Annotated in this window: 19 protein-coding genes; 10 read left to right on the forward strand and 9 right to left on the reverse strand. The window is 61.4% G+C overall.

Going from position 1 to position 19816, the window contains the following annotated elements; all coding sequences use genetic code 11:
* Window position 1: 1 nt before the first annotated feature.
* The 3 genes from cysE to GRO01_RS09485 are packed head-to-tail and all read right to left on the reverse strand — an operon-like array spanning window position 2 to window position 2728.
* Entirely contained in the window at window positions 2–784 is a 783-nt protein-coding gene (gene cysE, locus GRO01_RS09475) for a serine O-acetyltransferase (protein WP_062511220.1), read from the reverse strand.
* Window positions 781–1998: a UbiH/UbiF/VisC/COQ6 family ubiquinone biosynthesis hydroxylase gene (locus GRO01_RS09480; RefSeq protein ID WP_062511222.1), complete on the reverse strand. Its 1218-nt coding sequence runs from the start codon at window positions 1996–1998 to the stop codon at window positions 781–783. The genes cysE and GRO01_RS09480 overlap by 4 nt, the downstream gene beginning before the upstream one ends.
* 52 nt (window positions 1999–2050) lie before the next feature.
* Window positions 2051–2728, reverse strand: a complete 678-nt coding sequence (locus GRO01_RS09485) for a hypothetical protein (RefSeq protein WP_062511224.1) — start codon at window positions 2726–2728, stop codon at window positions 2051–2053.
* A 342-nt stretch (window positions 2729–3070) separates the two neighbouring features.
* Here GRO01_RS09485 and GRO01_RS09490 point away from each other — a divergent pair, with 342 nt between their 5' ends.
* The 4 genes from GRO01_RS09490 to GRO01_RS09505 all read left to right on the forward strand — a co-directional run bounded on the left by GRO01_RS09490 (window position 3071) and on the right by GRO01_RS09505 (window position 6734).
* A complete protein-coding gene (locus GRO01_RS09490) occupies window positions 3071–4294 on the forward strand; it encodes a mechanosensitive ion channel family protein (protein ID WP_062511508.1) in 1224 nt (407 codons plus the stop codon).
* 147 nt (window positions 4295–4441) lie between these two features.
* On the forward strand, window positions 4442–4780 hold the full coding sequence (locus tag GRO01_RS09495; protein WP_024716650.1) for a P-II family nitrogen regulator: 339 nt from the start codon (window positions 4442–4444) through the stop codon (window positions 4778–4780).
* Window positions 4780–6138: an ammonium transporter gene (locus GRO01_RS09500; RefSeq protein WP_062511226.1), complete on the forward strand. Its 1359-nt coding sequence runs from the start codon at window positions 4780–4782 to the stop codon at window positions 6136–6138. Before GRO01_RS09495 ends, GRO01_RS09500 begins: the two co-directional genes overlap by 1 nt.
* Before the next feature lie 74 nt (window positions 6139–6212).
* Window positions 6213–6734: a hypothetical protein gene (locus tag GRO01_RS09505; protein ID WP_062511228.1), complete on the forward strand. Its 522-nt coding sequence runs from the start codon at window positions 6213–6215 to the stop codon at window positions 6732–6734.
* Window positions 6735–7388: 654 nt separating this feature from the next.
* Here the strand turns inward: GRO01_RS09505 and GRO01_RS09510 are convergent.
* Window positions 7389–8309 (reverse strand): retroviral-like aspartic protease family protein, encoded by a 921-nt coding sequence (locus GRO01_RS09510; RefSeq protein WP_062511230.1) that lies wholly within the window; start codon window positions 8307–8309, stop codon window positions 7389–7391.
* A complete protein-coding gene (locus tag GRO01_RS09515; protein WP_141306969.1) occupies window positions 8306–9271 on the reverse strand; it encodes a tyrosine recombinase XerC in 966 nt (321 codons plus the stop codon). The genes GRO01_RS09510 and GRO01_RS09515 overlap by 4 nt, the downstream gene beginning before the upstream one ends.
* Before the next feature lie 33 nt (window positions 9272–9304).
* On the opposite strand from GRO01_RS09515, the gene GRO01_RS09520 reads away from it, so the two are divergent.
* Complete coding sequence (locus tag GRO01_RS09520) at window positions 9305–11545, forward strand: primosomal protein N' (RefSeq protein WP_062511234.1); 2241 nt, start codon at window positions 9305–9307, stop codon at window positions 11543–11545.
* Window positions 11546–11555: 10 nt separating this feature from the next.
* Here GRO01_RS09520 and GRO01_RS09525 read toward each other — a convergent pair whose 3' ends face one another.
* From GRO01_RS09525 to ykgO, 3 genes are all read right to left on the reverse strand, one after another.
* A complete protein-coding gene (locus tag GRO01_RS09525) occupies window positions 11556–11798 on the reverse strand; it encodes a hypothetical protein (RefSeq protein ID WP_062511236.1) in 243 nt (80 codons plus the stop codon).
* A 92-nt stretch (window positions 11799–11890) separates the two neighbouring features.
* Complete coding sequence (locus tag GRO01_RS09530; protein WP_244926378.1) at window positions 11891–12559, reverse strand: tetratricopeptide repeat protein; 669 nt, start codon at window positions 12557–12559, stop codon at window positions 11891–11893.
* Between the two features lie 41 nt (window positions 12560–12600).
* Window positions 12601–12726, reverse strand: coding sequence for a type B 50S ribosomal protein L36 (ykgO, locus tag GRO01_RS09535; protein WP_007281615.1), 126 nt, complete (start codon window positions 12724–12726; stop codon window positions 12601–12603).
* Window positions 12727–12942: 216 nt separating this feature from the next.
* Between ykgO and GRO01_RS09540 the strand changes: the two genes are divergently transcribed.
* The 4 genes from GRO01_RS09540 to GRO01_RS09555 all read left to right on the forward strand — a co-directional run bounded on the left by GRO01_RS09540 (window position 12943) and on the right by GRO01_RS09555 (window position 16759).
* On the forward strand, window positions 12943–13380 hold the full coding sequence (locus tag GRO01_RS09540; RefSeq protein ID WP_062511240.1) for a hypothetical protein: 438 nt from the start codon (window positions 12943–12945) through the stop codon (window positions 13378–13380).
* A 168-nt stretch (window positions 13381–13548) separates the two neighbouring features.
* Entirely contained in the window at window positions 13549–15558 is a 2010-nt protein-coding gene (locus GRO01_RS09545; protein ID WP_062511242.1) for an FUSC family protein, read from the forward strand.
* Window positions 15552–15752 (forward strand): DUF1656 domain-containing protein, encoded by a 201-nt coding sequence (locus GRO01_RS09550; protein ID WP_083541431.1) that lies wholly within the window; start codon window positions 15552–15554, stop codon window positions 15750–15752. The genes GRO01_RS09545 and GRO01_RS09550 overlap by 7 nt, the downstream gene beginning before the upstream one ends.
* Before the next feature lie 56 nt (window positions 15753–15808).
* Window positions 15809–16759: an efflux RND transporter periplasmic adaptor subunit gene (locus GRO01_RS09555; protein WP_062511246.1), complete on the forward strand. Its 951-nt coding sequence runs from the start codon at window positions 15809–15811 to the stop codon at window positions 16757–16759.
* 106 nt (window positions 16760–16865) lie between these two features.
* On the opposite strand, the gene GRO01_RS09560 is transcribed toward GRO01_RS09555, so the two are convergent.
* A complete protein-coding gene (locus GRO01_RS09560; RefSeq protein WP_062511248.1) occupies window positions 16866–18977 on the reverse strand; it encodes a S9 family peptidase in 2112 nt (703 codons plus the stop codon).
* Between the two features lie 264 nt (window positions 18978–19241).
* On the opposite strand from GRO01_RS09560, the gene GRO01_RS09565 reads away from it, so the two are divergent.
* Window positions 19242–19754, forward strand: coding sequence for a hypothetical protein (locus GRO01_RS09565; RefSeq protein WP_062511249.1), 513 nt, complete (start codon window positions 19242–19244; stop codon window positions 19752–19754).
* Window positions 19755–19816: the final 62 nt, after the last annotated feature.

The following is a 19816-nucleotide window of genomic DNA, read 5'->3' on the forward strand; positions in this document are numbered from 1 at the left end:
TTCAGGCCGGCCGGGGCGTGGTGCCCACGATCCTGGCCGGGTTGCCGACGGCGGTGGAATAGGCGGGCACATCTTCCAGCACCACCGAGGCAGCCCCGATCCGGGCATATTCACCGATAATGAGGCGGCCGAGAATCTTGGCGCCCGATCCGATCATGGCACCCCGGCGTACGATAGGATGACGGTTGCCGGTCAGTTTGCCCGTGCCCCCGAGCGTCACATCCTGAAACAGCGCAACATCATCTTCGACGATGCTTGTCTCGCCGATGACGATCCCCGTTCCATGATCGATGCTCAGACGCCGCCCGAGCCGGGCTGCCGGGTGGATGTCGATGGCAAAGAGTTCGTTGATCCGGCTCTGGAAATGATGGGCCAGATGCTGACGGCCCTTCGTCCAGAGATGGTGTGAAATCCGGTAGGCCTGAAGCGCCTGCCATCCCTTGAAGAACAGGAAGGGCGTGACGAGGTCCGGGCAGGCCGGGTCGCGGTCATAGGTCGCCAGAATGTCGGAGGCCGCCGTTTCCGCGATTTCTGGCTCCGCACTCAGGACCGAGGCGACGAGACGGGTGATCGTCGTTGCCGGGATGGAGCGGTCCGCCAGTTTCGTACCCAGCAGGGAGGCCAGTGCGGACGGAAAGTCCGGGTGATCGCCGATATTGGTGGAAAAGACATCCTGGATCAGCGGGTCATGGCAACTGCACGCCTGAGACTGCATGTCCTTCCAGAAGGCGGTGAGATCCGACGTTCTGTCCGGGGCAGGGGCCTGTTCGGGCGCTCCCGTCATACACCCATGGCCTTTCGCACAAAGGCCCGGCGCAGGGCAGGGAAGCGCTGGACGCCTGCGATGCCGATGTCACGCAGACGGCGCAGAACGGGATTGTCATTACCGAACAGGCGCTCGAGCGCGTCCGTCGCGGCGAGCATTGCCATGTTGCCGGGGCGGGTGTTGCGCTGATAGCGGACCAAAAGCTCGCGACTGCCCATGTCCTTGCGGTTTCGGTGGGCCTCGATCAGCAGGTTCGCCAGCGAAATCACGTCCCGGAAGCCGATGTTCAGACCCTGACCGGCAATCGGATGGATGCCGTGTGCGGCGTCACCGGCGAGTGCCAGACGTGGGCCGATATAGCTCTGGGCGTACTGGGCCGAGAGCGGATAGATCCAGCGACGGCCGACGGGTGTGATCTCGCCCAGATCCTCGTTCGCCATACGGGCCTTGATTTCGCGTCCGAAGATTTCATCCGGCAGGTCATGGAAACGCTGGGCGCGGCCTTCGCCCTCGGCCCAGACAATGGCGGAGCGGTGCGGGTGCTCGGCTGTGCCGGGCATGGGCAGGCGGGCAAACGGGCCTTCGGGCAGGAAATATTCGAGCGCCACGCCATGATGCGGCTTTTCATGCGCAATCGTCGCGACAATGCCGTACTCGTTATAGGGGATCTTGGTCAGCCCGATCCGCGCCTGACGACGCAGCGGGGAGCGACGTCCTTCCGCCGCTACGGCCAGCTTCGCGGTCACGGTTTTCCCGGAGGCCAGACGGATGGAAACATGATCCGGATGGAACGTGAAGCTTCCCAGATCCGGTGCATGGACATCGAGGCTGTCATACTGCGTTAGTGTCCGGTTGATCGCCAGACGCAGGTCCCGCGCCTCGACCATCCAGCCGAAACTCTGACCTTCGGGCGCATCTTCGGGGCCGAAATGCAGCGTCAGCGGGGAAGGAGCCTCATGCGGGCGTCCGTCCGCCACGAGGATCTCATGGATCGGCTGGGCGACGCTGGTCAGATTGTCCCAGATTCCGGCATCCGCCAGCATCCGGCGGGAGCCTTCCGCGATGGCATAGGCCCGGCCATCCAGTGCGGGGTCTTCCATGCCGGGCAGGGCATTGCGGTCGATGAGCAGGACGCGCACGCCCTCTGCCGCCAGACGACACGCCAGCGTAGCGCCCACCGGGCCGGCACCGTTGATGCAGAGGTCGTAATGGGTTTTTTTCATCGTACTCATCTCCCTGCCCCTGTCCTACTCCTGCGACGGTTTGAGCGGAAGAGGGCGCACGTTATGACCCGCAGCGCGCCTGCCGCAACCGCACAAGCGCCAGAGCGGCTTGATGAAACAGCCGGTCCGGATGCTCCTGGCAGTATTGCACAAGAAAAATCTGATCTTCCCTGACGAATTCTGGTGTCAGGGAAAACGTCATGACTGACTTGCCATCGTGGTATCGGACAGCATTCACGGCTGTAACCACCCCAAGATACCACTGGTAGAACATGAGGCCATCCGGCGTTCCGGAAGCCGCTATGGCCTTCGTAAAGTTGGAGCATGGATTGCAGCCAATACCGTAAGCCACCGCTCCCGGCTGCGGAGAAGGGGCGCTTTCGTCTACGACCAGCTTCCCGTGCTCATCCAGATCATAGCGTTCGCCGTTATCGCCTATGACGATCGCGTTCAGCCTGTGGCTGATCTGAACCATTTTGATGATCTGGTACTCGTCCGGATATTTGTAGGTGACGTTGCCACCGCACCAGAAGAACCGCGTCCCCTGCGGTGTCTCTTCAGGTTTGGGATGGGCCAGCCATTCGGCATCACAGGAGGGATATTTCCGCGGATCGGGCGAGGGGGCGAAGCAGAGTTCGTCATCGCGCTGAATGACATCAAACCATTCCTCCAGCGTCAGGCCGCGTCCCGGACGTCCTGTCCAGACAGGGTCGCGGGTAATATTGAGGTCATACCCCATGAGTGCTCCTGAAAACCGGAAACTATAGCGGTAAAGGAAGGTGGCGGGATGCAGGTTTTTCGAAGTCAATCATGATGCCGAAAGCGCCTGCGCCGGGAAAATTTCACCCAAACTGCCATTGCTGTGCTTCACTGTCATCCTGCGGGAGAGCCTTTTCTTCCGGTAATTTCGCATGACGGACGGCTGGCAGGGAACAATTCATTCCCGCTGATGTTCTGTCCTGCGTCATCATGACCGTTCGCGGAAGAAAGGCCTGCGCCTCTGCCGCACATCTCCCTTTCCTGACAGCATGCCGGGAAGGGACAGATTTTGAATATGCAGGGGAAGGGAACCGCACAGCGCATGATCGAACATTCCTACGTCAATTCCATGAGCCGGGTCGGGCACCTTCTGGACTGGCTTCCCGCCCCGCTGGGTTCGATCATGCTGCTGCTTCTGGCGGCGGGGATTGCACTGCTGTTCAGCCGCGTCATCACGGATGCCCTGCCGCGCCTGCCGGGCCTGCGCCGCATCCAGTTCATTCATGCGATCATTGCGCGCCTGCGGACGACCATCCGCAACTTCCTGATGATCATCGCCGCCAGTGCTGCTCTTCAGGCCACCACCGGTTTCACGCCTGCGACGATGACCTTTCTGGAACAGGCTTTCCTGTGCCTGTTCATTCTCAATCTCGGCTTCGGCATCATCAAGACGTTCCGTCTGCTGACGGACCAGTATCTCAACCGCATCACGGCCAAGGAACATGCGGACGACATCACCGCGCGCTCGCACCAGACGCAGATCCGCGTTTTACGGAGACTGATCGAAATATCCTTTGGTGTGCTGACGGTGGCGTCCTCGCTGATGGTGTTTCACTCGGTGCAGAAATTCGGCGTCTCGCTGTTTGCGTCCGCTGGGGCCGCCTCCCTGATCGTCGGTCTCTCCGCCCGTCCGGCCCTGTCGAACCTGATTGCAGGCATCCAGATCGCCGTCACCCAGCCGATCCGCATGGAGGACATGCTGATCCCGAACGGGGACTGGGCCTGGGTTGAGGAAATCAACGCGACCTATGTCGTCCTGCGCACCTGGGACCGTCGCCGTTACATCGTGCCGATCTCGTACTTCCTGGAAAACCCGTTCCAGAACTGGACGCACAGCTCGCCGTCTCTGATCTGCTCGCTGTTCCTGTGGCTGGACTATCAGACGCCGGTCGAGCGCCTGCGGGAGATCTATTTCGAGGAACTGGCGAAGTGCCCGGACTGGGATCAGGACAAGACCTCCATCGGCTGTCAGATTGCAGATACCAATGCGCAGGTCATTTCCATCCGTCTGATCGCAGGGGCGGCCGATGCGAACGGGATGTGGAATCTGGGCTGCGACATCCGCGAGCGCATGCTGCGGCGTCTGCGCACGGAAATGCCGGAATGTCTGCCGCGTGGCCGCACCGCCATTGTCTCCGGGACGCCGGACCAGAGCCCCTGGCCGGATAATCTGGTTGCCCCGCCGGTCAACCGTCCGCAGGATGGCCCCTATCACGGCCCGGACATGCCGGCTTCCCCGCCCGCAGCGATGCCCGGACGCTCCTGAGGAGAAGCGTTTGGGCAACAGCATCCGGAGTTCAGGAAAATTTCGGCGAAAACGGCATGGGCGGTCTGCCAATATCATTATGAGACTGGCATGATCTGGGGCATACTCTGATACAGATTGCCAGACCGCAACGAGGATATGCCGTTCGTGAAGCTCGTTACTGCCATCATCAAACCGTTCAAGCTCGATGACGTCCGCGAAGCCCTGACCCCGCTTGGGGTGCAGGGTCTGACTGTTACCGAGGTCAAGGGTTTCGGCCGCCAGAAGGGCCAGACCGAAATCTACCGCGGTGCCGAGTACCATGTCAGCTTCCTGCCCAAACTCAAGATCGAGGTCGCTGTTTCCGATACGATCGCCGAGGACGTGATCGAGGCCATCATGACTGCAGCCCGCACCGGCAAGATCGGTGATGGCAAGATCATGGTCTCCAGCCTTGACCAGCTTATCCGGATCCGTACGGGAGAAACCGGCGAGGGCGCTCTCTGATGGCCGCCTGTGCGCTGAAGCGCGGCGCATTGTCCATCGCAGCCGGCACCGCCATTCTCCCTGCGCTCGCTCAGGCGGCCCCGGCCGCCGCGCCCATTGATACGGGTGATACGGCCTGGATGCTCGTCAGCACGGCTTTTGTGTTGATGATGACAATTCCCGGTCTGGCGCTGTTTTATGGCGGCATGGTCCGCAAGAAGAATGTGCTTGCGACGCTGATCCAGTCCTTCATGATCTGCTGTATTGGCAGTCTGGTCTGGATGGTCGCGGGCTATAGTCTGGCTTTCTCGACCGGTTCGCCGTGGATTGGGGACCTGTCCCGTGCCATGCTGCGGGGTGTGGCGGACAACTTCCATGAGGGTGTTGATTCCGCCTTCACGCTCGGTGCGGGCACGCCTGCCGCCGTGCCGATGACGATCCCCGAGAGCGTCTACATGATGTTCCAGATGACGTTCGCTGTCATCACTCCGGCCCTCATCACCGGCGCCTATGCCGAGCGCATGAAGTTCTCCTCCATGTGCGTCTTCACGGTAGCCTGGCTGCTGCTCGTCTATGCCCCGGTTGCACACTGGGTCTGGAGCCCGACCGGCTGGGTTGCAGGGCTTGGCGCGGTGGACTTCGCTGGTGGCACGGTCGTGCACATCAATTCCGGTGTGGCCGGTCTGGTCTGCGCGATCATTCTCGGACGCCGCAAAGGTCTTGGGACCGAAGACCTGTCTCCGTTCAACCTGACCTATGCCATCATCGGCGCATCCCTGCTCTGGGTCGGCTGGTTCGGATTCAATGCTGGTTCCGCGCTGGGTGCCAATGGCCGGGCGGGCATGCCCATGCTGACGACGCAGGTCGCTGCCGCTGCGGGTGGCGTGGCCTGGATGATCGTCGAATGGGCCCGTACCGGCAAGCCGACGGCCCTGGGCATCATCTCGGGTGCTGTGGCCGGTCTGGTCGCCATCACGCCTGCGGCTGGCTTCGTGCTGCCGGGCGGTGCGGTCGTGATCGGTTTCATTGCCGGTGCCATGTGCTTCTGGAGCGCCACCTGGCTCAAGCACCGCTTCGGCTATGACGACAGTCTCGATGCTTTCGGTGTCCACGGCACGGGCGGCATTATCGGCGCGATCCTGACCGGTGCGTTTGCTTATGGTCCGCTTTCGGCTTCGGCCTCCAATCCGGAGGGGACGGTCGCCAGCGTACATCAGGTCATTGCGCAGATCGAGGCCGTAGGTGTCACGGTGATATGGTGTGTCATCATGACAACCGTGATCCTGAAGGTTCTGGACATGGCAATGGGACTGCGGGTCTCGCCGGAAGAGGAACTTGAAGGCCTCGACATGGTCCTGCATGGTGAGCGCATCAACTGATTGCAGTCATCCGGCAGTAAAACGCGCGGGAGGCTGCAGTCTCCCGCTGATTTCAGAATGAAGGTTCTTTCTGCATGACATTTACAAAAGTCTTTTCGGGTCTGTCACTTGCTGCCCTTCTGGCCTTTGGTCTGAGCGTTGCTCCCGCCCATGCGCTGACCGCCAAGGACTGCCATGCCGCATTCAAGACCGCCAAGCAGAACGGCTCCCTGAACGGCCAGTCCTACAAGGCGTTCAAGGCCGCAAGCTGTGGTGACACGTCTAACGCTGCTGCCCCGGCGGCCGCATCCGGCGCAACCCCGACGACCACGGCAACGCCCGCGGCTCCCGCAACGGCCGCAGGACCGGACTCCTCTCCGGCCGGGACAAAGGCGCCGATCGCTCCGAAGGCTTCCGTTGCGTCTTCGGGCAACGTCGTGTTCCCGACGGCCATCTCGCCGGAGTTCAGCAAGCTCTCCGCTGGCAAGGCCCGTCAGAAGACCTGCGTGGCCCAGTACAACGCCAACAAGGCCAATGGCGGCAACGGATCGCTGAAATGGATCCAGAAGGGCGGCGGCTACTGGTCGCAGTGCAATTCACGCCTCAAAGGTGAATGAGCACCGCTTTTCAGAAAAAGCTCCTTCCTTCGGGAAGGGGCTTTTTTTTGTGGCGGAAGATGCGATGCAGTTATGATCTGCTCTACGGAAAATCGTGCCAATCCGCTTTTGGAAGCCCATCGTAGTGTTTGCCATTTGCGAATGATCGACATGTTTATTCCAAAGAGAATGATACAAAGAACGTTCGTATCAGGGCTCATGTTTCTAACAGCTGCCACGACACCCGAGGGTAACTCTCAACAGGCTATTGCGCTGAGTGCCGCTGTTAAGGAGCTGGATTCTGCACAACCTTTAAGTCCCCGGAAGGTATCAAGAATTCTTGGTGTATCCTTGAAATGCGCGTCACAGAGTTGCGAAGCAAAAGACTTTCGCATCAAAGACGTCTCTGTATCGCATCTCGACTTCAGGTTTGGGGGTAAATCTTCGGTCCTGGTCATGAAAATAGCCACGGAAATTTGCATTTCTTCGGACATGATGAAGAGACAGTTCGGCTCTGGAAAAATGTTGATGGGCTGCACTGATGGTGTTTCTTGTCCGTACATGTTGTTTCAGGGCCGCTGGCGGCATGTAATGTTTCCACTCCCTGAACAGGCCCATGGTCCATCCTGTTTGGACAGCATTACGGTGAACAGCGATTTAGGGTAGCGTCCGGTTTTACCGGAAGAAAAGCTTCTTCGTGGCGTAGGACAGCCAGATCTCGTGATGGGCGAACCAGTCCGAGCCTAGAAGCATGTCGGCCTGATCGTGGACGGGGGCGACGGTCAGGACGGGATGTGTCCAGACGGTGCCGCCCAGTTCCAGTTGTCCGAAACGATGCCAGTGATACTGGCGTTCCCCGAGGTCCACGCCCGCCGTCAGGCCGCCCGGATCCAGGGCGAGCTTCTCGTCGGTCAGGCCGATGCGGTGGGCGAAATCCGTGCTGACGATATGCGAGCGCGCACCGCTGTCGAGTAGGGCCGTACCTTTCACGCCATCCAGCGTAAAGGCCACCATCAGGCGTCCGGACTGACGTTGTACGGGGGTTGTCGTCCAGTGTCCGCTCCAGGCAGGAGGCTGATGGCAGACGCTGGAATTCAGGTGCACCGTCCAGAGCGTCAGGCGCTGATGTGGAACATCGAATTCCAGATCGTAATCTGCCAGCACATCCGCCCCCAGCAGACCGTAAACGGGTGGCCGGATCATGGGCGAACCTGGCAGGATGCCGACGGCCATCGTCCCCATACCCAAAGGAAGCTCGCTTGCCGAACGTGTTCCCAGCCGGAGGTCCTGAATGCGGATATTCGGTACGAGGCGCGGGCTGCCATTGGGGCCCTGCATCATCGTGCGATGTTCGGGATCGGCCGGCAGGTGCAGCGCCAAGACGCCCTGCGGCGTCATGAGGCTGCCTTCGGAACCGGTATCCACGATCATCGAGGCATCCTGCCCGTTCACCGTGACCGGCACGCTCAGATAGCCGCCATCATCGCGCAGCGGCAGGACGACGGCCGGGGCCATCTCGCAGGTCGGGGCGGCCTGAACGGTTGTTGCACACAGCGTCATGCCTAGAAACAGGGCGGCTGGCAGTGCGCGTTTCATGATCCCTGACCCGAACGCGGATGGGCCTTGCGCCAGACATCCAGCAGGTGCTTCTCATCCGCCAGCGTATAGGCCTGCGTGGTGGAAAGGCTGGCATGGCCCATCAGTTCCTGAATGGTGCGCAGGTCGGCCCCGCCTTCCATCAGATGGGTCGCAAAGGAATGGCGCAGGGCATGGGGCGTTGCGGAATCGGGCAAGCCTTCGCCCTTGCGCCAGTTCCGCATGGCGCGCTGGGCCACGCCGGGATTGAGCCGTCCGCCGCGCACACCGCAGAACAGGGGCGCATCGGGCGCGGGAGAGGGATGGGCCGCTTTCCAGCTTTCCAGTGCCTCGATCACGGCCGGAAGCAGGGGCACGAGCCGTTCCTTGCCGCCTTTGCCGACTACGCGCAGCATGTTTTGTCCCGCATTGGTCAGGTCCCGGATGTCGAGCGAGAGCGCCTCGCCAATTCGCAGCCCGGTGCCATAAAGCAGCGTGAACAGCGCCCGGTCCCGCAGGGCGCCTTGACTGGTCTCGGCATCATCGGAAATGCCTTCCGCCGCGGCCAGAGCGGCTTCCTGTCCCAGCGGGCGGGGCAGACGCTTTTTCATACGCGGTGTGGCGAGCAGGGAAGGGGCCGGGTTGGAAAGATCGTGCCGCAGGGCCAGATACCGGTAAAACGAGCGCAAGGCCGAGACATGTCGCGCCCGGGATCGTGCCCGCGAGTCGGCGCTGGTGGCGCGGCGCGTCGGTTTTTCGCTGCGGGCCGTTTCATGGGCCAGCCAGGCGCGCAGATCGGCAAGCGAGAGTTTCCCTAAGTCCGCCAGCGTGACCTCGCCGCCCAGATGCTGCTGAAAGAAAGTGAGTGCCAGCAGGATATCGTGGCGGTAGGCCTCGACGGTGCGCGGGCTGGAGCGCTTCTCATGCGTCAACCATTCGGTCCAGTCGCGCAGGGCATCGAGCGCCATTAATGTGGCCGTCATGGCATTTCGGAGCGTGGGAGGTTAGATACGGTCATGGCATCCAGCAGCCTATCCAAGCCTGATCCCCGGCGAAAGCCACCTTCCACCGGAACGCGCGTTTCGGTGCTCGTGCCGCTGCCGTTTCCGGGGCCGCTCGATTACCTTGCGCCCATGTCGCTTGAGCCCGGAGACCTTGTCACGGTCCCGCTGGGCCGACGCGAAACCGTAGGCTGTGTCTGGGAAACCGATCGCACCCTGCCTGCCGATTTTGCGTTACCGGTCGGCCGTGAGGTTCCGCTTGCGCGTCTGCGTCCTGTGATCGGGAAACTGGATGTTCGGCCTCTTCCGCAGAGCCTGCGCCGTTTCATCGACTGGGTCGCGGCCTATACGCTGACCCCGCCGGGCTTGGTGCTGGCAATGGCGACGCGTATCCATCTGAAGGACGCGCCGAAACCTGCTCTGGGCTGGGTACGGACAGAGATGCCCGAGGGTGATCTGCGTATCACGCCGGCCCGTCGCTCCGTGCTCAATTTTGCCTCGTCCACGCCCATGACGACCGCCGAGCTGAGCTCCCGAAGCGGGGCAAGTGCTGCCGTGATCCGTGGGCTGGCCAGTTCTGGCCTGCTGCGCGAGGCCGTTATTGCTGTGGCCGCCCCGTTCGCAACGCCGGACCCGAGCCATGGCGCGCCAAAGCTCTCCGAAGAACAGGCCGAAGTCGCACAGGAACTCTGCGGGCCAGTCGAAGCCGGACGATTTCAGGTCACGCTGCTGGAAGGCGTGACCGGATCGGGTAAGACGGAAGTCTATTTCGAGGCCGTGGCGGCCTGTCTGGCCAAGGGAAAGCAGGTCTTGGTCCTGCTGCCGGAAATCGCGCTCTCCGCCCAGTGGACGGACCGCTTCATCCGCCGCTTCGGCGCTGAGCCCGCCGTCTGGCATTCCGATCTCGGAGCCAAAAGGCGGCGCGAGACATGGCGGGCGGTGGCGGAAGGCAGTGCACGCGTTGTGGTCGGTGCCCGTTCGGCGCTGTTCCTGCCGTTTACCGATCTGGGCCTCGTCGTGGTGGACGAGGAGCATGAAAGCGCCTTCAAGCAGGAAGAGGGCGTGATGTATCACGGTCGCGACATGGCGGTCGTCCGCGCCCGTCTGGCGGATGCACCGGCCATTCTCGTCTCCGCGACGCCATCACTTGAAACGCTCGCGAATGTAGAGAGCGGTCGCTATCGGCACGAACTCCTGACCGCGCGACATGGAGGCGCGACCCTGCCGGATGTCTCACTTGTGGATATGCGCGCCGATCCGCCGGAGCGCGGTTTGTTCCTGTCGCCCAAGCTGTGTACCGCAATCGACGAGACGCTGGAGAAGGGGGAGCAGGCCATGCTGTTCCTCAACCGGCGTGGCTATGCACCGCTGACGCTCTGCCGGGCGTGCGGGCACCGGATGCAGTGCCCGAACTGTTCGGCTTGGCTGGTGGAACACCGGGCGCGGGGTATCCTGACCTGCCATCACTGCGGGCATACCGAGCGGATTCCGAAGGACTGTCCGGAATGTCACGCGGAGAACTCGCTCGTGCCCATTGGGCCGGGGATCGAACGCATTACGGAAGAGGCAAAGCTCCGGTTTCCGGACGCGAAACTGCTGGTGATGTCGTCTGATACGCTCGGTTCTCCCGCCACCACGGCGGAAGCAGTCCGGAAGATTTCGGACGGAGAGGTCAATCTTATCATCGGCACGCAGATTGTTGCCAAGGGCTGGCATTTCCCCAAGTTGACGCTCGTGGGTGTCGTCGATGCCGATCTGGGGCTGGGCGGCGGCGATCTGCGGGCGGCGGAGCGGACCGTGCAGCTTCTGCATCAGGTCGCGGGGCGTGCGGGCCGTGCCGAGCATCGCGGGCGCGTGCTGTTACAGAGCTATGTCGGCGAGCATCCGGTCATGACGGCGCTGGTTTCCAACGATTTCCAGACCTTCATGGAACAGGAAGCCGAACAGAGACGTCCGTCCTTCTGGCCGCCTTATGGACGGCTGGCTGCACTGATCGTCAGCGCGCCAAGTGCCGAAGCTGCGGATGCACTGGCGCGGGACATTGCACTGGCTGCTCCGGAGCGGGAAGGGGTGCAGGTTCTGGGACCGGCTCCGGCCCCGCTTGCCGTCCTGCGCGGACGGCATCGCAGGCGGCTGTTACTGCGGACGATGCGGGGCATCGCCGTGCAGCCGATCTTGCGGGAATGGCTGGCCGATATTAAACCGACCGGCGGAGCAAAGGTCGACATTGATATCGACCCCATCTCCTTTCTTTAAGGCTGGAAAATCAGCCCTTGCGCTTGCGGAAGAACTCGACTGTGGCGGTGACGACCGCGATGACGGCAAGGATCTGCTGGAAGTAAGGACGGAAGCGCTTGGGGCCGAAGGTCGCCATGGCGGTCATGCCGGCAAGGCCGATTTCACGGGCGCGCGTGGCCTTCTGGCAGCAGGTCTTCATCTTGGAGCAGCAGCTCTTCTTGGAACCGGCCTCGGGGATAGCGGTTGCATGGGCGGGGGAATGCTTTGTCATGCGAAAATCTCCTGAAAAAAAGAATCAGGGGATGAACACCCGGCAATACAAGGGGTTGCCAGAGCAACGACAGAGAGACGCCGTGCGGAGCCTCAGTCCTGCTGGCCGTCGCGGGCCTTTTCCAGCTTTTTGAGCTGTTTGTCAGAATCGGGTGATTTCGGATTCAGCAGTATCATCTGATGGAAGGCCTGCAACGCTGCATCCGGTTCATTGCGGTCGTGTTCGGCTTCGGCGAGCATCCCCCAGGCCGTTGGATCGCCGGGATCGGCCTGAAGCTCAACGCCCAGATCCGAGATGGCGCCATTATTGTCACCGGCCATCAGACGGATGGCTGCGCGCTGGCGATACAGGATGGACTGGTCGGGCTGGATGGTGATGGCGGAGGTCAGATCATCCTGCGCCCGCTGGAAATCATGTTTCTCCAGCGCATCATGCGAATCGCTGATCAGCATCTGCACGCTGCCGGTCAGGGCACGGCTGCGGAGTCCTTCCGCACGGTCGGCGATTTCACCGGCCTGCTTTTCATTCCCGGCCATGGCGAGAGCCGTCTCGGCCTCCACAAGGCGATCGTGGAGTGTGCGGCGGGGATGGGATGTCGGGGATTTGGGAGAGGCCTTCGCAGTCCCTGCTGCGGGAGCAGGCTGGACAGGCGATGCAGCCGGAGGGGCTGCGGGGCTGGAAACCGGCGGATTTGCCGCAGGTTCAGCCCGAACTGGCAGACATGTCAGGGCCGGGATACAAAGCAGAACGGCGCCAGTCATCAGCCAGCGCCGTTCGTCTGTCATCCGGCAGACCAAGGGGTTCAGCCCTGGCGAGCCTTCATGCGCGGGTTCTTCTTGTTGATGATGTAAACGCGGCCGCGGCGGCGGACAACGCGGCAGTCCTTGTCGCGGACCTTGGCGGACTTCAGGCTGTTGCGGATCTTCATGGTGATCAGGCTCTCGACGGGTAAGGCCCTTGCGGACCGGACAGCGGGCCGGAACGCCCGCGAAAGAATGGCCCCGCTTACCGATCCCGCTCTGGAGAGTCAAGCTGGCAAGCCGTCCGGACGGCGGAATTCCTTGCTGTCGCCCTTTTGCAACATGCTGCAACAGCGGCGTTCCGGCTCTTTGTTGCGGCGATATTTTCTCCTAACGTAAGGAGCATGATCAAGCGCCATTCCCGTCCCGCCCGTCTGCTGGCCCTTTTTCCTCTCGCCGTCGCCCTGGCTGCGCCCGTCATGGCCCGGGCCGATGACGGCGACGCCAAGACCAATGACGACGATCCCACGATCAACCAGCAGGGATTCGCCATCAACAAGATCCTGCGGGTGTTGCAGACCAATCCGGACGCGGCAGGCGATTCCTGCATCAATGCGCTCAAGGAGATGCACAAGGCGCAGACGGCGCTTGGCAAGGAAGAGGGCATTGATCCCGAGCACAATCAGGATATCGGCGTGGCGCGTGATGTCCTGTCCTCCGAAATGGAGGATGTCACGAATATGTGTGGTGCCGATGCCCGAACCTATTGCCGCAGCACCACGGATCATCCCGACCCCAAGCTCACTGCGGCCTGTAACGCCTTGCCTGCTGAAGAAGACTAGTCTGCAGACGGACACATCCGCGCGAGGGTTTGTCTGTCAAAACGTGTCCAGAAGATTTGAGGACTAACTTTTCCGGGCAAGCGCTCCTAAGGTTTGAAGTCTGATTCTGGTAACGAGGGCCGTGGGACTGTTTCTGATGAAGTCTGTGCCGGGTGGGGAGCAACGCTCTTGACCACAGCACTACAGTCAGTTCTTCGCCCGGGATGGCTCCAGTTCAGTCTCAGGACCTGGTTTGCACTTGTCCTGGCGCTCGGAACGGCCTTCTGGTCCCAGCTTGATTCGCCTGCCAGTGCAGGCGTGACCGTCATGATCCTGGCGCAGCCCCTGCGTGGTCAGGCGCTGTCCAAGGCGTTCTACCGCCTTGCCGGCACCGTGCTGGGCGTCAGCGTCTCCATCATTCTCGTCGCGATGTTCAATGAGGAGCGCGCCCTCTCGCTGGGGGGCGCAGCCCTCTGGATTTCAGCCTGTGCGTTCGTAGGCTCGCTGGAGCGCGATTTCCGGTCCTATGGGGCGCTTCTGGCGGGCTATACGGTCGCGCTGGTGGCCATCCCCACGATGGATGACCCGCAGAATATCTATCCCGTCAGCATCGCACGCGCTTCTGACATTGCCATCGGCGTGGCATCCATTGCCGTTGTGAACATCCTCTCAGGCTCTCCGGAAGCCTGGCGCAGGCTGTCCAAGGCCATGGAGACGCTGTCCCATCGCGTGCGTCAGACCGGTAAATCCGCCATCATGGGCGAACCGATCGCCACACCAGAAGAGATGATTGGGCTGAGCGGCGAGATCCTCGCGCTCATGACTCAGATTTCCTATGCGCGGACCGAAGTAGAGCGTGGACGTCTGCGGATGGCGGGAGCGCGTCTGGGCATTATCGGCATGCTGACGGTTCTGACTACAAGTCGCGCGATTGCCTGGCTGCTCGAAACCGGCGGCATTTCTGATCTTCTGATCCGCCATATCCGTGCCTGGCATGAGCGCTCCGAGGACGGCACGACTCGCATTGAGACGATGGACACGATTCTGGATGGCATCCGCAAGGAAGACCCGGATTTCGTCCCCTCGGCGCGGGAAGCCTGGTTTCTGGAACGCAGTGCGACGCTGCTCAGTAACCGTCTGCACATCCGCACCGGCATGAACACGCTCCTGCGCGCGACACCGGCGGGCGATGCGCTCAAGCTGGCTCATCTGGAGAGCAATCCAGATTATGTGACTGCGTTCATCAATGCGATGCGGGTCCTGCTAGGGTTCAGTGTCGCCTCTGCGCTCTGTCTCGCGTCGAGCATTCCGGCCTCCGTCACGGCCCTGTCGCAGACGGCGCTGGTTCTGACGCTGGCATCCACGGCAATCGACACCGCGCAGTTCGGCAAGGGGGCGATCATCGGCATGCCCGCGGGTATTCTCGTGGCCGCCTGGCTGGACTTCATGATCCTGCCGCATGTGGAAAGCATGCTGGGTCTGGCGCTGGTCCTCCTGCCGCAGACCATCGTGTCCTGCCTGCTGCTGATGAACCCGAAAACCAGCGCCATCGGCTTCAATTACGGCGTGTTCTTTCTGGTGTTCATCGGGCTCGGCAATCACCACAACTATGATCCGCTGGCCTTCATTACCCGCAATACGTTCTATGCCATGGCGGCGGTGCTCTCCTTCGTGCTGCTGGTTCTGCTCTGGCCGCCCACCGCGAGACGGCATCGTTTCCGGCTGGCGGTCTCCATCGCCTATGATCTGGAAACACAGCTTGCCGGACATGGCGAGCGGATGGGGCCGCCGCTGCTCAGCCGGAAATATGAACGCCTCAGCCAGTTCCTGATGTGGACGGACCGGATGCAGGGCCCCGGTCTGCGCTCCCGGCGCGTTTTCAACCGCTTCGTGGCGCTGGAAGATTTTTCCAGCACGATCGCACGCGTCCGGCACTATCTGGATGAGGCCGGACATCTGCACGGTCTCAAACCCATGGTCCGTCATGTGCGGCGCCTGCTGGCTCATGACAAGCTCGGCCTTCTGGAGGCTGAAATCCCCGAACTTCAGGCCATGTTTTTCGAACGCCTTTCCGAAGGCATCCGCGAAGAGCAGTCCATGATCATCAACTGTATCGGCGGTCTGGAAGCGGTCCGGACCATGGTCCGCCTGAACCGTTCGGCCGTGCATCACTACGGGATAGGACGCAAGCGATGGTAATGACACAGGTCGTCGACCTTGATGGCGTGCTGGTTTCGGCCTTCGTCATCAATCTGGCGCTGGCACTGATCACGCTCGGAATCCTGCGCTGGATCATGGGCTGGTTTGACCTCTGGCGCTTCGTCTGGGACCCGCCGCTGGCCCAGTTCGGCATCCTGATCTGTCTGATCGGCATCTACACCCTGATCCTTTGATTTTTCGCCTGAAACTCCAGTTTGTATCTTTCCTCTGAAACCAAGGTGACCGTCCCGTGCTTGCCAGTGCCCATCGCCTGATCCGCTTGACCATCACGCTCTGCATTCTCGTGGTGGCGGCTCTCGTGGTCGTCATTCTGTGGGATTACTACACGGCCTCTCCCTGGACCCGGAACGGACAGGTGCGTGCGCAGGTCGCCAATATCGCGCCGCGCGTCTCGGGACAGATCCTCGAAGTGCGGGTGAAGGACAACCAGTTCGTCCACAAGGGGGACGTGCTGTATGTCATTGATCCGTTCGACTTCAAGGTCGCGCTCGATACGGCCAAAGCGCGCGTTGCCGAGCGCAAGGCCGATCTGGAATTCCGTGTCGTTCAGGCTCAGTGGCGCAAGGCCATCCCTGGCACAGCCGTCTCGGTTGAGGAAAAGCGGCAGTATGAGGCCCTGTCCCAGCAAATGCAGGCCCAGTATGCCGCCGCGCAGGCTGCCGAGCGTCAGGCCGAGATCAATCTGGAGCGAACGGAAGTCCGCAGTTCCATCGACGGCATCGTGACCAACCTCATCATGCGTCCCGGTGACTTCGCAACGGCGGGCGTGGTCAACATCCACATCATCGACACCAGTTCCTACTGGGTGGACGGCTATTTCGAGGAAACCAAGGTTCATGACCTCGACGAAGGCGATCTCGTCCGCATGGATCTGATGGGCTACCACGATCCGCTCTTCGGCCATGTCGAGAGCATCACCCGGGGTATCGCCAGCAACAACGCGCTGGTGAACAAGCAGGGTCTGCCGGAAGTGGACCCGGTCTATACCTGGGTCCGTCTGGCGCAGCGTATCCCGGTCCGCGTGAAGATCGACAAGATCCCCGATGACCTGACGCTTGCCGCCGGCATGACGGCCACCGTGACGGTCGTGTCAGAAGAGGGCAACCGCCGTCACCGCTCCACCCACGCCGCCTTCCAGCATTTCGGCGACGACGTCCGCCATCTGTTTGGGCACCGATAATGATTTTGGAATAAAAGTTTTTGGGTTCCGCCTTTTTTCAAAAAGGCGAAGAGCTTCGAAGCTTTTTGAAAAAATTCACCAAAAACTTTTATTCGTTGAGTTCTTTTCAGGCTTTGTCGATTGCCCAGATGGCGAAGGCCTGAACGAGGGCGACTTCTTCCAGTCTTTTGAAGCGGCCGGACGAACCGCCGTGCCCGGCTTCCATGTTGATGCGGCACAGGAACGGGCCGCCGGACGTCACTTCGCGCAGCTTGGCGATCCATTTTGCGGGCTCCCAGTAGGTCACGCGCGGATCGGACAAGCCACCCATCGCCAGAACCGGCGGGTACGCTTTGGACGCGATGTTGTCATAAGGCGAATAGCTGGCGATCAGATCATAGGCGGCGGGATCTTCCAGCGGATTGCCCCATTCCGGCCATTCCGGCGGCGTCAGCGGCAGGGAGACGTCGGACATGGTGTTGAGCATGTCCACGAACGGCACCTGCGCGGCGATGCCCGCGAAAAGCTCGGGCGCCATGTTCGTGATTGCTCCCATCAGCAGACCGCCAGCGGACCCGCCCTGTGCGACGATACGCCCCGCCGCGCCATAGCCTTCCGAGACAAGGTGTCGGGCGCAGGCGATGAAATCGATAAAGGTGTTGGGCTTCTTCGTCCCACGCCCGTCCAGAAACCAGTTCCAGCCCTTTTCGGACCCGCCACGCACATGGGCGATGGCATGGATCCAGCCCCGGTCCACCAGACTGAACACGGTCGTGGAGAAATCGGCGTCCATGGCGATGCCATAAGATCCGTATCCATACAGAAGCAGGGGTGCCGAACCGTCCAGAGCCTGCCCTTTGCGCATCAGGACTGTGATGGGAACCTGTGCTCCGTCCGGGGATGTTGCGAACAGGCGGCGTGTTTCGTAGCGGCTTGCATCATGGCCGGACGGGACTTCGCGGATCTTGCGCAGAACACGCTCGCCGCTCGCCATGTCGTAATCATACCAGTGCGCCGGATTGGTCGGTGACTGGTAGATGTAGCGCAGGATGGGGGCATCATATTCCAGCGTGCCCAGCATCGTCAGGTCATAGGCGGGCTCGTCCATGCCGATGGCTTTGGCCTGCGCGCGGATATCGCCTTCCGTGCCCTCGGGCACAACGAGAATATGGATGTTTCCGTCCCGCCGTTCGGCCCAGGCGAGATGCCCGCGCGAAGCGCTGGCCCCCAGCAGATAATGCCCTTCGCGGTACGGCACGAAGGGTTTCCAGTTCTCGCGCCCCGTTGCCGTGTCGGGTGTCTGCATGAACTGGAAGTCCACGGCCCCGCCCGCATTGGTCAGGATGATGAAGCGGTCGTTCCAGTGCGTCAGGGAATAGCGCTCGCCCCGCACCAGAGGGGCCGCCACGACGGGCAGGGCCGTGGGATCAGACGCCGGGATGAGCAGCGTCTCGTTGGTGTCATGGTCGCCGCGTTCGATGACGATCCACTTGCGGGATGCACTGACCCCGATGCTGAGAAAGAATCCCGGATCGGTCTCGTCAAAGACCAGAACATCCTCGCCCCCCGTCAGCGGACGGCGATAGATCTTGGACGGGCGGCCATTATCGTCCCGGTAGATCCAGAACAGCCACTGGCTGTCGGGCGAAATGGCGAAACTACCTGTCGTGCTCGCGACGGGCGGAGCGCAGAACGTGTGGGTTTCCAGATCTTCGACCTGAATGCGATAGACTTCAGAGCCCTGAATGTCCTCCGCATAGACGAAATAGCGGTGATCGGGGGAATGGTCGGTCTGCGAGAGCGCGTAATAGTCGTGCTGCTTCGCCAGTGCATCAGCATCGAGCAGAACCTGTTCTGCGCCACCGCCGCGCGGTCGACGGGCTCGCAGGGGATGCTGGGCACCGTCCTCGAAGCGGACATAATATTCCCATGGGCCATCCGGGACCGGCACCGAAGATTCTGCTGGCGGGATGCGACCGATCATTTCCTGAAGCAGCGTCTCGCGCAATGGCTCCATGCCTGCCAGCACGGCCTCCGCATAGGCGTTCTCCGCTTTCAGATGCGTGGCGATGTCTTCGCGCAGGACGGACGGGTCTCGCAGGACCTGCTGCCAGTTCTCATCCTTCATCCAGGCATAGGAATCCGTGCGTATCCGGCCAAGCTGCGTCATCGTGATGGGATCGCGTCTGGCAACAGGCGGGATTGGAGCGGCGGAGGGGGCATCGGAAATCTGTGACATGGGTGAACTGTGACGCAGAAACTGTGCCCATTCAATCCATGCGTTCTGGCAAACTCAGGTGAATATCCAGCCTGATAAAACGGAGATTTAGGAAAGTTCCCGCATGGCGGCCATGAGGAAAAAGAGAACGTTCCAAGAAACCGTTCGGAGCCTCATGTGTTACAAATGCAACGGAGCATCCCAGGCGATGTTCCAGACCAGGTGAGTTCTGTTTCTTCTCTCATGACAGGAACAGATCGTCCTGTAGACAGAAAGAAGACTGCTATGATTTCGAACAAGTATTTCGCTGTTCTTGCCGCTGCCGGTCTGTCCATTTCCGGTGCCGCATTTGCGCAGGGCGTTCCGCCGATCCCGCAGAGCAGCCCCGTCCCGACGATTCCGGCTGGAACGCAGGCCACGCTGCCGTCCGCCAACCTTCAGGCCGTTGCCGGTGGCAAGAATGTCCTGACGGCTGCATCGCCGGGTACGCTGGGTGCTGACGGTCTGCCGTCCATCGAAAACGCCCAGGCTGGCAATGTTGCCGGGTTGACCTACTACTGTGTGCATCACAAGCTGGTGCTCGGTACGTCCCCGATCGTGGCGTCCCGGACGCTGTCTAAGCGCCCGGACGTACAGAACGACCAGTTCTACTCACTCGGCGGCAAGGGCTTGCTACAGACGGCTGGCGGCAACGTTTTTGACATCAGTACCCTACCCAAGGACAAGCGCGTCACGACGTGTAACGATCTGGTCAAGAAGGCCCAGTCTCTCGGTGATTCGGCTGTCGTTGGACACTGAGATCTGACGGTTTTACGAGAAAGCAGTTCTCATGAAAAAAGCCCCGGCTTCTGGCCGGGGCT

It is taken from the genome of Gluconobacter roseus NBRC 3990 (assembly GCF_006538885.1).
In the GTDB taxonomy this organism is placed as follows: Bacteria; Pseudomonadota; Alphaproteobacteria; order Acetobacterales; family Acetobacteraceae; genus Gluconobacter; species Gluconobacter roseus.